The sequence below is a fragment of the Streptomyces sp. 2-1 genome (assembly GCF_048564895.1).
Lineage (GTDB): Bacteria > Actinomycetota > Actinomycetes > Streptomycetales > Streptomycetaceae > Streptomyces > Streptomyces phaeochromogenes.
The window spans coordinates 9,011,437-9,023,699 of the sequence record NZ_CP183383.1 but is presented as its reverse complement, the minus strand read 5'-3'; the positions used below and the strand labels follow the sequence as shown (position 1 = coordinate 9,023,699).

Below are 12,263 nucleotides of genomic sequence, written 5' to 3'. Positions count from 1 at the left end.
TTGTGCGCGCGCACAACACCGCGTGTCAGGGGCCTGTGCGGGGCGGCCCACCGGTGGCATCCTCCGGCCATGGGAGCCCGCAGAAGGCGTACCGGTCATGAATGGAAGCTGCTCACCGAGTCCTGCACAGCGCTGCTGGAACGGTTGCCCGAGCTCGTCGACGAGCACATGCGGCAGCTGACCGAACACTCCTCCGTCTACGGGGAGTTCCTGCCGTACGACCAGCAGTGGCGGGAGGCCGAGGAGGCGATGCGGATCGGGATCCAGACGATCTCCGCGCCCCGGGACTCACCTCGCCGTGACCTGGAGTACGCGGAGGAGGCGGGGCGGCGGCGGGCCCAGCAGGGGTTGCCGCTTGAGTTGCTCGTGCACGCGTATCGCGCCGCGGGGTATCTGGTGTGGGACGCGTTGATGGAGGAGGGGGCGGCGGCCGGGCAGGAGCCTCAGCGGCTCGTGGTGCTGATGCGTTCGGCGACCATGGTGTGGTCCGCCGTGGACGCGCAGGCCGCCGTCGCCACCGAGGCGTACCGGGCGACCGAGATGGAGCTTCGGCGGCGTACCGACGAGCGGCTTCAGGCCTTGCTCGACGCCCTCCTCGAAGGGCAGGAGGCGCCCGGGCTCGCGGCTCGGGCCGCCGCCGGGCTCGATCTTCCCGAGCGGGGACCGTATGCGGTGGTCGTGCTGCGCTCCGAGCGACGGGAACGGGAGTCGTATCGGCGGCCCGTGGAGGGGGCGGGGTTCCGGTTCATCTGGCGGATGCGGGCCGATTGCGAGGTGGGGGTGGTGGCCCTTGCGGACGGGCAGGGGCTCGACGGGGTCGCGCGCGCCTTGGACGGCCGTTGTTCCGGTCCCGGTGGGATCAGTCCCGTCGTCGCCGGGCTCGCCGAACTCGGGCGGGCCCGGCGGCTGGCCGAGCTTGCCCTTCGTACGTGTCCGCCCGACGCGACGGCCGTCGTGCGGCTCGATCAGCGGATGCCGACCGCGCTCGTCGTGAGCCAGCCCGAGTTGGCGGGGCGGCTCGTGTCCGACGTCTTCGGGTCACTCCTCGAACTCGAACCGGCCGATCGGGCGGTGTTGTTGGAGACGCTGGATGTCTGGCTCGCGTGTGAGGGGTCTGCGGGGCGGGCGGCCGGGCGGCTGTACTGCCACCGGAACACTGTCTTCAACCGCTTGCGGCGGTTGGAGCAGTTGACGTCGCGGTCGTTGGCTCGGCCTCGGGATTTGATTGAGATGACGTTGGCGTTGGATGCGTATCGCTTGAGCTAGGGGTTTTTCGCCCCCGCCGCCCCTACCCATTCCCGTCCCTTACTCGGGGGCTCCGCCCCCGAACCCCCGCTCCTCAAACGCCGGAGGGGCTGGAGGACGGGGTGGTTGCTTGATTGACGTTGGGTGCGGGTTGGTCGTGGCTGGGTGCGCAGTTCCCCGCGCCCCTAACGGGGCACGCCCATGTAGCCCGGGCCAGCATCATCAGCCCGTCCGGCGTTTGAGGACAAGGCTGTTCAGGCCGATCTCCCACCGACCCACAGTCAACGCACCCACCCCAGCAACCCCCGCCCGCCCCCATCAGCCCGGGCCCGTCCACCCAGCCTGTCCGGCGCCTGAGGACAGGGCCCTCCAGGTCGATGTCCCACCCACCCCCATCAGCCCCGCCCACCCACTCAGCCCGTCCGGCGTTTGAGGACGAGGCCGTTCAGGCCGATAGCGGGGGTCTGGGGGCGCAGCCCCCAGGGGACGGGAATGGGTAGGGGCGGCGGGGGCGAGGAAAGGCAGTGGGTGGCGGCAACCCGTCAGATCAGGAAGTCCTCGGCGATGCGTTCGCCGACGGTCTCCAGGATCGGGCCCGCCTCCGCGATGCAGCGGGAGACGTCGGGCTCGACGTCCGTGAGGGGATAGGCGCGGCGGATCCCGGCCCGGCCGAGGGCCTCCGGCGGGAGGGCTAGGCGACCGCAGACGGCGATGACCTCCTTGTCGGCGGCCCGGGCGGCGGCCGCGACCCCGGCGGGAGCCTTCCCGTGGAGGGTCTGCTCGTCCAGGGACCCCTCACCGGTGATCACCAGCGTGGCCCGCTCCAGCGCGGGGGCGAAGCCGAGGACGTCGAGCATGACCTCGATGCCTGGGCGGAAGCTCGCACCGAGGCCCACAAGGGCCCCGTACCCGATACCGCCCGCCGCCCCGGCCCCGGGCGCGACGGCGTACTCGGCAGCCTTGGACCCGATCGCCTTCTCCAGCACCGCGGCGAAGTGCGCGAGCCCCGCGTCCAGCACCGCCACGTCGTCGGGCGAGGCCCCCTTCTGGGGCCCGTACACCGCCGGCGCCCCCTTGGGCCCGGTCAGCGGATTGTCCACGTCACTGGCGAGGACGACGTCGACGGAGGAGAGGCGGGGGTCCAGGCCGGACAGGTCAGCGGTGGCGAGGAGCCCCAGGGAGCCGCCCCCGGGAGGCACCGGCTCGCCGTCCTCGTCGAGGAAGCGCGCCCCGAGCGCGGCCAGCATCCCGGCCCCGCCGTCCGTGGTGGCGCTGCCGCCGACGCCGAACACGATGGTCCGCGCCCCGGCGTCCAGCGCGGCCAGGAGCAGCTCCCCGGACCCGTACGTGGACGACGTGAGCGGCGCGAAGGACCCGGCGGGCAGCCGCTGCAGGCCGCTGGCCTCGGCCATCTCCACGACGGCGGTGTCGTCGCGCAGCGCGAACGCGGCGGTGATCTCGTGACCGAGCGGCCCGGCGACCCGTACCTCACGGCGCTCGAACCCGGCGGCGACCGCCGCGTCGACCGTGCCGTCGCCGCCGTCGGCGACCGGCAGCGCCTCGACCTCGACCCGCGGCGCGACCCTGCGCAGTCCGGCCGTCACCCGCTCGGCCACCTGCACGGCCGTGAGCGAGCCCTTGAACTTGTCCGCGGCGATGAGCACCCGCTGGTTCCGGCCCCGGCTCCGATTCACTGCAGCGTCCGCCACCTTGCATTCCCCTTGCTCTTCGGGCCTTGCACACGTCAAGGCAGTCGCGCCGCTGCGACCCTAACCGGAGGAGGGGGCCGCTGCCCAGGGCGGTTCTCACGTCCCGGACAGCGGCCGCGGGTCAGCCGGCGTCGGTGCCGCGGGAGTCGTACAGCTGATGCGTCAGGGTCCCACTGCCCCCGAACGGCACGCTGATGTGCTCCAGCACGTCCTCCAGGGCATCGACGTCCCCGGTCCGCACCCCGACGTCCCCGGTGTTCACCAGAGGCTCGGCGGGGGCCGCCTGCGCGGGCGCCGCGCCGGTGACGGACAGGACGGCGACGACCGCGGCGGCGGCACCGGCCGCCAGGACGGTCGTACGGCTCATCGACTTCATGGGTCTCCCAGTTCTCGGGGCCCCTGATCACGGGCCCCCAACCGCAATACGACTAAAACCTGACGAGCCTCTCATGTGGTGCGGTGCCTGATTTACGTACATCGGGCAGGACCGGCGGGAATTCGGTACACCGGGTGTATGACCCCTGTGGGCGTTGACGATCTCGCGGACCGCGTCCTCGGCGGCTGGCTCGGCCGGATCGCGGGCAACATGCTCGGCAAACCGGTGGAGCGGGGCGACTACTGGACGCGGGACCGCATCGACCGCTACCTGCGGCAGGCCGACGCCCTGCCGCTCACCGACTACCTGCCGGAGCCGCTCGGCCCGAGCGAGGAGTTCGTACTGCGGCCGGAGTGGCGCAGGTGCGTACGCGGCCGGATCCACGGCAGCTGCCGGGACGACGACGTGGACTACGCGATCCTCGGTCTGCACCTCCTGGAGACGCACGGTTTCGGCTTCAGTACGGAGCAGGTGGGCGACCTGTGGCTGCTGCGGCTGCCGTATCTGCAGACGTTCACGGCGGAGCGCGCGGCGTACCGGAACCTCGCGAACGGGCTGAAGCCGCCGCTGACGGCGACCTACGACAACCCGTACCAGGAGTGGATCGGTGCCCTCATCCGCGCCGACGTCTATGGCTGGACCAGCCCGGGTCAGCCACGACGCGCGGCCTCGCTTGCCCGCCGGGACGCGGTCCTTTCTCATACCGGGAACGGTGTGTACGGGGCGATGTGGGCAGCCGCGCTGGTGGCCGCCGCGTTCACCGCGCCGACCGTGCGGGACGCCCTGGAGACCGCGCTCACGGTGATCCCGGCGAGCAGCCGCCTGGCGCGTACCGTGCGCCGGGCGATGACGCTCCACGAGACCGGGCTGAGCTGGGAGGCCACGCTCGACACGGTCGCGGAGGAGACGGCGGGCCTCGGCTGGATCCACACGATCCCGAACGCCGCCGTCCTGACGGCCGGACTCCTGTACGGCGAGGGCGACTTCACCCGCTCCATCGCCCTCACGGTCCGCGGCGGCCTGGACACCGACTCGAACGGCGCGACCGCGGGTTCCGTCACGGGTGTGCTGGGCGGAGCCGCCGCGATTCCGCCGCAGTGGACGGTGCCGCTGGAGGACACCGTGCACAGCGCGGTGTTCGGCTTCGACGGCGTACGGATCAGTGAACTGGCGGAGCGGACAGTGCGGTTGGCGGTGAGCGCCGGTCTGCCGGCCGGGGCGGTGACCTCGTAAGGATTACTCCCGAGTGATCTTGCCCGCCCTCCGGGTCGGCCTGGTTACGCTGCCCCAATGACGACTCCTGACTACGCCACGTACATCGCGGGGCTCCCCCGTGTCCTCGTCGGCGCCGCCGCGCTCTTCCGTGACGCCGAGGGCCGTGTGCTGCTCGTCGAGCCCAACTACCGCGAGGGCTGGGCGCTGCCCGGCGGAACCGTCGAGTCCGACGACGGCGAGACCCCGCGGCAGGGCGCCCGCCGCGAGACGCTGGAGGAGATCGGCCTGGACCTGGAGATCGGCCGGCTGCTCGCCGTCGACTGGGTGCCCGCCACCACGCGGCCCCCGATCGTGGCGTACCTGTACGACGGAGGCGTCCTGTCGGAGGACCAGTTCAAGGCGATCCGGCTCCAGGAGGAGGAACTCCTGTCCTGGCGCCTCGTGGCCCCCGAGGAACTCCCCGAGCACATCTCGGGTTCCCTGATCGGCCGGGTGCTCGCCTCACTGGACGTGCTCGCGACGGGTGCGGGGACCGTGGAACTGGAGAATGGGCGTCCCGTGGCCTGAGTCTCTGGATTCCTCAACTTCCCTACCTGTACGGCTCATTGATCGGCACAATGCATCCTGTGCCGCACTACGACTACATGGAGTTCACGCTCGATGACGGAGCGCAGGTCCGCTTCGAGCTGGCAGCCGCGGGCGAGCCCCGGCCGGACAGCACGGGCGGGCCCGATCTGCCGGACGGGATCGCCGGAGCGACTCCGGTTGGGCGGGGCGCACGGGTCGGCGCGCTCGCCACGGACGCCCTGCGGACCGTGCTGAGCCCGCTGGGCCCCGTGCTCCAGCAGGTGCACGACTCCGTACGGGGCATCCCCGACCCGCCGGACGAGATATCGGTCGACTTCGGGATACAGATAGGCCAGGACCTCAGGATCGGCATTGTCGGGGCCAACGGCCAGGCCAGCATGACCATTTCGGCGACCTGGCAGCTCCCCCGCAGGACCGAGCCGTGACGTGGTTCGGGCCGTCGCGCGACGGCCGCTCCGCCGATGCCCGCGGAGCGCTGGTGCGGGTCCTGTCCACGGACCACGCACGGACCGCGGGCGCCGGCGTGTACCTCTCCGGCCGCAGACTCCTGACCTGCGCCCATGTCGTCAACGTGGCGCTCGGGCTGCGCAGCCTCAGCCCGCACGACCCGGGAAAGGTCGCACTCGACGTCGCCTTCCCGGTGCTCTCCGCGGCCGGCGCCCGAAGAGCCCGCCTGGTGGCCTGGATACCGCCGCGCTCCCACCAGTACGGACCGGTGGCCGACGGCTCCCTGGAGTGGGACGGCGATCTGGCCGTACTGGAGCTCGACGAGGAGCCACCGCCTCCCGTGGGCCCGGTCCGCTGGCTGGAGATGGAGCGGGGCCAGCAGGTCAGGGCGTGGTACGGCGGCGGCCAGCCGTTCTCGTACGCGGATGTCCGGGTGGGCGCCTACGACGGCGGTATCGGCTATCTCGACGGTCATCTGTCGGGCGCCGCGGTCGACGAGGGCTACAGCGGCGGAATGCTGTGGTCGGTGGCCGACGGGGCGGCCGTCGGTCTGGTCATGGGGCGGATCACCGCCCCCGACGAACCGCTGTCGGCCCAGCACACCGTGCGGCGCAGCTGGGGTCTCGGCTGGCAGTCGGTGCTGCGGGAACTGGCACAGGCCGGCGCGGTTCCCGAGCCGTACCTGGTGGATCTGCGGGCCCGGTCGGCGTCCGTGTCGGTGTCCGCCGAGGACGAGTCGGTGCGGGACATGATGGTCGGCCCGCTGCACACACTGCTCGGCGACCCCACGGCGCGGGCCGCCCACGCGACGGCGCTGGCGGCCGAGCTCGGCCTGCGGGCCCCGGTCGACGGCACGGCTCCCACGGTGGAGGAGCTGGCCCGTCTGCTCGTCGGTACGGAACGGGCGCTGCCGACCCTGACCGAGTCGCTCGCGCCCACGGTGGACGACCCGCGCGGGCGGACCGAGCTCGACCGGCTGCTGGCCCTGGGCCGGCTCACCGAGACCGCCCGACTGCTGTCGGTGGCCGAACACCGGGTGCTGCTGGGGAAGTTGGACCATCTCGCGCAGCACGATCCGGGGCTGCTGCCCCGGGCCGCGACCGCCGCTCTGCCGTACACCGATCTGCCGCAGTCGTTGCAGGCGGCCCGGCTCGCCCCGCACGCCGTGCCCGCGGTGCTGCGCGAGCTGGAGAACTGGTACGGCGACGGGTCGCCCGTGCCCGACGAGACGCCGCGCCTTCCGGCGCTGCTGCGGGTCGTCGAGTACGTGGCGGCGGAGACCGGGGGCCTCGCGTGCCGGGTGCTCCAGGAGTGGAGCGGCCGGGTCGCCGCCCGGCTCGGCATCCACGCTTCGGCGCTGCGGGAACGGCGGGCGGACGCCGCCCGCTGGTCCGCGCGGACGACCGTCACCGGCGCCCGCGTCCTGGTGGAACTCGACCGCTACGCCAAGGACCCGGCCGGCCACTACCGCTGCTCGGTGTGGCGGCTGCGGGGCGACGGCACCGCCGCACGGGCCGTCACGGAGTCCGACCGGCCGCGTACGGGACGGGAGATCGCGCGTCTCGTACGGGAGGTCGCGGGCGGCGCGGAAGGGGCGGAGGACGGGGTCGCACTGGTCGCCGTGTCCGTGCCGCCGGACGCGCTGGAGCTGTCGGTGGACGAGTGGGACGGGGCGAGCGCCGACGAGTACATCCCGGCACCCCTCGGCGAGGACTTCCATCTCGTTCTGCGCTGTCCGAAGCTGCGGCGCCGGTCCCGCACGGGGGCCGGTGATCTCAACCGGCGCTGGAACTCGCGCAACGAGAGCGACACCCTGCACGCGGATCACAGGACGGGCGGCAGGGCCGGGCTGATCGGGCTCCTGAAGACAACCCATCGGGACACCGCCCGCGTCCTTCTGCATGGATCCGCCGAGCACCGCGGCGAGTTGCTGCCCGTCTGTCTCGTGATGGGGGTGCCCATCGTGCTCTGGGACCGCGGGGCCTCGGGTCCAGGGGGCAGCAACCGGCTCGCGGAGATGGTTCCGGAGGGTCCGGTGGACGGACTCCCGGAACGCGTACGGCACTTCAGGGTCCGTGCGTACGCGGACGGGGCGGCCGCGGTGCGGCCCACGCTGGTGTGGGAGGACGCGGAGTTGCCCCTGCCCGACGAGTTGCAGCTGGCCGACCCTTCGGACGGAACGGAGCAGGCGATATGACGGAGAACGAGGAGTGGCGGCTGTTCCGCGGCGACCGCGTGGCCCGGCAGGTGGAGTTCCCCGAGGCGCCGCCCTGGCGGCAGTTCTCGGACGGGACGGACACCCGGCCGCGGCACCGCCCATATCTCATCGGCCGCACGGAGGCCGACGTGGTGAGCGCGGCGCTGCATCTGCGCCGTCCGCTCCTCGTCACCGGGCACCCCGGCACCGGCAAGTCCTCCCTCGCGCACGCCATCGCGCACGAGTTGTCGCTGGGCCCGGTTCTGCAGTGGCCCGTCAACAGCCGGTCCGTCCTGAAGGACGCCCTCTACGGTTACGACGCGATCGGCAGGCTCCGCGAGACGCATCTGCGGCAGGAGCGCGGCGACCCCGAACCCGACATCGGTACGTATGTGCGGCTCGGCCCGCTGGGTACGGCCCTGGTGCCGCACGACCGGCCGCGCATGCTGCTGGTGGACGAGCTCGACAAGGGCGATGTGGACCTGCCCAACGACCTGCTGACCGTGTTCGAGGAGGGCGAGTTCGAGATACCGGAGCTGTCCCGGCTGCCGGACGCGCGGTCCGAGATCCAGGTGCTCACGCACGGCTCGGACGGTGAGCGGGTCACGGTGACGCGCGGCCTGGTGCGCTGTCGGGAGTTCCCCGTCGTCGTGATCACCAGCAACGGCGAACGGGACTTTCCGCCCGCCTTCATGCGCCGCTGCGTACGGCTCGATCTGCCGGACCCGGACGAGGCGCGGCTGCGGGACATCGTCGCCGCGCATCTGGGCGAGGAGGCGCTGTCCGGTGTGGACGACCTCCTCTACGCCTTCCTCAACCGCCGCGCTCCGGGCGAACTCGCCACGGACCAGCTGCTCAACGCCGTGTTCCTGCGCAGGGGCGGAGTCGATCTGAACGCGGAGGGGCTTCTGGACGCCGTGCTGCACCGCCTCGGCGGGACGATCTAGGTGTCGCGCGACGGGCAGGGCCCTCGTGCCCCGGACGGGCCGCGCGGCGGCACCGAGCCGCCGCCTCCCCTCGGCGAGCTCGGGCGGCTCGCGGGCCAGAACCTGTCCATCCATGAACTCCTCGACGTCCTGTGGCTGGCTGCCCGGCTCCCCGCGGACGGTACGGCGCCGCTCGCGCGTGCCCTGTCGCCGGACTCCGCCCGCCGAGCCGGTCCCGGCGCACGGGACGGCTCGGGGGCCGCGCCGGGTACGACCGGACCGGACGCCCCGGTGCACTCCGCGCCGACGCCGCAGTCCGCGCCCCAGCCCCCTCCGCCCGCCCAGCTCCTGGGGGCGCTGCACGCGGCCGCCGCGGCCCGCAGCGCACCGGAGTTCGCCGAGCTCGGCGCGGACGGCCGGCGCGGTGCGCTCGGCGACGGCGCGCTTCCCGTACGGGTTCCCGAGGAGAAGGCGCTCGGGCAGGACGAACTCCGCATCGGCCGTGCCCTCCGCCTGCTCAAGCAGCCCCAACCAGGGCCGCTGAAGCGGGAGTTCGACGAGGACGCCACAGCGGAGGCGATGGCCGAGACGGGGCTGCCCGACGTGGTCACCCGGCCGGCCCGGCAGCGCTGGCTCGATCTGACGCTGCTCATCGACGACGGCATCTCGATGCTGCTGTGGCGGCGTCTCGCCTCGGAGCTGCGGGCCCTGCTCGAACGCCTGGGCGCGTTCCGCGACATCCGGGTGCACGGTCTCGACACCAGGTCCGCGACGGCTCCCCTGCTGCGGGCCCGCCCCTTCGACCCGCACGCGCCCCTGCTGTCCCCCGCCTCGGTGGCCGACCCCTCGGGCGGCACGCTCGTGCTGGTGATCAGCGACGGCGTCGGCGCCTGCTGGAGGGACGGACGGCTGAGGGCGGCCCTCGAACGCTGGGCGCGCCAGGGCCCGACGGCGATCATGCACGCCCTTCCGGCGCACCTGTGGGACGGGTCCGCGATCCGCTCGGAACCGTGGCTGGTGACGACCCGGCGGCGCGGTGCCGCCAACGACACCTGGGAGGTGACCGACCCGCTGCTGCCGCCCGGGCTCGGCGAGGACTTCAACGGTGTCCCGGTGCCCGTGCTCGAACCGTATCCGCCGGCCATCGCCGCCTGGGCGCGGCTTGTTGCCTCACCCGGTGCCAGTGCGCAGCTGCCGCTGCTGGCGCCCCTGCACACGAAGGGGCCCCGGGGACGCGCCGGCACCCGCGCCGCGGAGGCCTCGGACGCCGTCCTCAGGTTCCGGGACGCCGCTTCGCCGCAGGCCTACCGGCTCGCCGCCCATCTCGCCGCGGTGTCGCCGCTGACGGTGCCCGTGATGCGTCTCGTCCAGGCGGCCGTGCCGTGGCAGGCCGACACCGCGCATCTCGCCGAGGTGTTCCTCGGCGGGCTGATGCGCCAGGTCGAGCCGGTCGACGAGGGGCTTCCGGTCCAGCACCGCAGGTTCGGCTTCCCCAGCGACGCCCAGGAGATCCTGCTCGACACGGCGTCCCCGATCGATCTGCTGCGGACCACCAGGGCCGTCACGGAACGCCTGCGCACCCTCGTGGGCCGCTCCCCCGACTTCCCCGCCTGGCTGGCGCACCCTTCGGGAACGGGTGAACTCCTGCCCGGGACCCGCCCGTTCGCCTGGCTGGAGGACCGGCTCCTGACCCACCTGGGCGCCCGGCCGATGGCTCCGGCGCCGCCGCGGACCACGGGCTACGAGCAGGTGAGTCTGCCGTCGGGGCTGGAGACCGCCCCGTCCTGGCTTCCCCTGCGGCTGCAGGACCTGCACTCCCTCGGCCCGTACGCACTCCTGCAGCGGGACGGGATCAGCGGCAGGCCCACCGCGTACATCGGCGAGGACGAGGACGGACAGCAGGTGCTGCTGCGGGTGTCCTCGTCGTTCGCCTCGCCGGTGGCCCAGGAGTTGCTGGAGGTCGAGCGGCGCGCGCTGCGCCGGATGGACGGGGTGTACGCGCCCGCCCTGATGGCCAGCGATCTGGAGGGGCTGCCCACGCCCTGGCTGGCGCTGCGTCTTGACACCCTGAGCAACGGTCTGCCCGCTCCGACGCTCCGGGCGGTGCTCGACGCCGCCGGTCCGCTGCCCGGCACCCCGCTGTTCGTCTGGCTGGGCTGGAATCTGGCGCGGGCCCTGAGCCGCTGTCACCACAAGGGCGTCGTGCACGGCTCGTTGACGCCGGGCACGGTCCTGGTGACCGAATCGACCGTGCACGTCATCAGCTGGACGTCGGCCCGGATCGACGGTGCCTGGAACACGTCGATGTCGTCCATGCCGGCCAACTCCCCCTACCGCGCACCTGAGGTGACGTACTGGGGCGAGTCCCGGATCGCGGCGGGCGACGTGTACTCGCTCGGGTCGATCCTGGTGCAGGCCGCGACGGGCCGGTCCTGGCGCTGGTACGAGCGCGACGCCCTGATGGCGAACCCGGAGTTCGCCGAACTCGACGCGAACGTGGCCGAGTTGCTGCTGCGGTGTCTTCTGCCCGAGCCGGAGGGACGGCCGACGGCCCGTGAGGTCGCGGACGTCCTCGGCGAGCTGCTGCCGGGCGGCGCGGAGTGGGAGCACCTCGGCGACGAGGACGAGGGGGATCCCGGCGAACCGGATGACACCGGAGGGCGGGAGGACGACAGCGAGCAGTGGACGCGGACCGTGCGAACTCCGCTCGAACGCCCTCTTCGGATCGCGCTCCTCGGCGTCAGGGACGGCGTGGGCTGCACCACGACCACGATGATGCTGGGCGCCGTCCTGGCCGATCAGCGGCAGGAGCGGGTGCTCGCGATCGACGCCGACCGGCACATGGGCCGCCATGTCCGCATCGGCAGCCGCGTCTTCCGCAACACCCTGGCCAACCTGTCCGACCTGGCCGGATCCCTGGACGAGGTGCGGCGGTTCGAGGATCTGCAGCTGTTCCTGTCCCCGCACCGCTCGGGACTCCAGGTGCTGGCCAACGACTCCTTGTCCCACCCTTCGGCCATCGGCCAGTACACGGACGTCGACTTCCGCCGCGTCGCACAGGCGACACAGAAGTACTTCGACCTCACGCTCATCGACACCGACAAGTTCCTGCCGGTGCTCCTCGAACAGGCGGACCGCGTGGTCATCGTCTCGCGGGCCGACCCCGCGGGCGTGACACAGGCCCAGCAGGCCATGGACCGCCTCGTCACCCTCGACATGCCGGACCTGATCCGCGAGTCCGTGGTCGTGCTCAACCACAGCCGGCCGGCCGCCGGCTGGACCCTCGACCCGGGCAGCATCCGCGGCCTGCGCTCCCGCTGCCGCGGCGTGGTCACGGTGCCCCGCGACGGTCACCTCACCATGGGCAGCACCGTCGAACTGTCCTGGCTGACCCCGGACGTCTACAAGGCATACCTCCGCCTCGCGGCCCTGCTCCTCGGACCGCGCCCGGTGTTCCCCTGACGGACGTGCCGGGTGCTCCTTGACGGAGACCGACGGATGTTCCCTGACGGAGACGGACCCGCTCCGATATCCGCTCGCCCTACATGCACACGCGACCT

At 72.8% G+C, this 12,263-nt stretch carries 9 protein-coding genes; 7 read left to right on the top strand and 2 right to left on the bottom strand.

Going from position 1 to position 12,263, the window contains the following annotated elements:
* Positions 1-69 precede the first annotated feature (69 nt).
* Complete coding sequence (locus ACN20J_RS39595) at positions 70-1,266, top strand: PucR family transcriptional regulator (protein WP_419667782.1); 1,197 nt, start codon at positions 70-72, stop codon at positions 1,264-1,266.
* Between the two features lie 521 nt (positions 1,267-1,787).
* Here the strand turns inward: ACN20J_RS39595 and ACN20J_RS39590 are convergent.
* Positions 1,788-2,909 (bottom strand): glycerate kinase, encoded by a 1,122-nt coding sequence (locus tag ACN20J_RS39590; RefSeq protein ID WP_189841028.1) that lies wholly within the window; start codon positions 2,907-2,909, stop codon positions 1,788-1,790.
* Between the two features lie 166 nt (positions 2,910-3,075).
* Positions 3,076-3,330, bottom strand: a complete 255-nt coding sequence (locus ACN20J_RS39585; protein WP_055618550.1) for a hypothetical protein — start codon at positions 3,328-3,330, stop codon at positions 3,076-3,078.
* Between the two features lie 138 nt (positions 3,331-3,468).
* Between ACN20J_RS39585 and ACN20J_RS39580 the strand changes: the two genes are divergently transcribed.
* The 6 genes from ACN20J_RS39580 to ACN20J_RS39555 are packed head-to-tail and all read left to right on the top strand — an operon-like array spanning position 3,469 to position 12,165.
* Positions 3,469-4,563, top strand: a complete 1,095-nt coding sequence (locus ACN20J_RS39580) for an ADP-ribosylglycohydrolase family protein (protein ID WP_419667781.1) — start codon at positions 3,469-3,471, stop codon at positions 4,561-4,563.
* A 57-nt stretch (positions 4,564-4,620) separates the two neighbouring features.
* On the top strand, positions 4,621-5,112 hold the full coding sequence (locus ACN20J_RS39575) for an NUDIX domain-containing protein (RefSeq protein WP_190227160.1): 492 nt from the start codon (positions 4,621-4,623) through the stop codon (positions 5,110-5,112).
* 59 nt (positions 5,113-5,171) lie between these two features.
* Complete coding sequence (locus tag ACN20J_RS39570) at positions 5,172-5,558, top strand: CU044_2847 family protein (protein WP_189840883.1); 387 nt, start codon at positions 5,172-5,174, stop codon at positions 5,556-5,558.
* Entirely contained in the window at positions 5,555-7,777 is a 2,223-nt protein-coding gene (locus ACN20J_RS39565) for a trypsin-like peptidase domain-containing protein (protein WP_362305682.1), read from the top strand. The genes ACN20J_RS39570 and ACN20J_RS39565 overlap by 4 nt, the downstream gene beginning before the upstream one ends.
* Positions 7,774-8,724 (top strand): AAA family ATPase, encoded by a 951-nt coding sequence (locus ACN20J_RS39560; protein WP_361999149.1) that lies wholly within the window; start codon positions 7,774-7,776, stop codon positions 8,722-8,724. The genes ACN20J_RS39565 and ACN20J_RS39560 overlap by 4 nt, the downstream gene beginning before the upstream one ends.
* Positions 8,725-12,165, top strand: coding sequence for an SAV_2336 N-terminal domain-related protein (locus tag ACN20J_RS39555; RefSeq protein WP_419667780.1), 3,441 nt, complete (start codon positions 8,725-8,727; stop codon positions 12,163-12,165).
* Positions 12,166-12,263: the final 98 nt, after the last annotated feature.

Coding starts and splice junctions, on each gene's coding strand:
- ACN20J_RS39595 (WP_419667782.1), top strand. CDS start 70: ATGGGAGCCCGCAGAAGGCGTACCGGTCATGAATGGAAGCTGCTCACC.
- ACN20J_RS39585 (WP_055618550.1), bottom strand. CDS start 3,330: ATGAAGTCGATGAGCCGTACGACCGTCCTGGCGGCCGGTGCCGCCGCC.
- ACN20J_RS39580 (WP_419667781.1), top strand. CDS start 3,469: ATGACCCCTGTGGGCGTTGACGATCTCGCGGACCGCGTCCTCGGCGGC.
- ACN20J_RS39575 (WP_190227160.1), top strand. CDS start 4,621: ATGACGACTCCTGACTACGCCACGTACATCGCGGGGCTCCCCCGTGTC.
- ACN20J_RS39560 (WP_361999149.1), top strand. CDS start 7,774: ATGACGGAGAACGAGGAGTGGCGGCTGTTCCGCGGCGACCGCGTGGCC.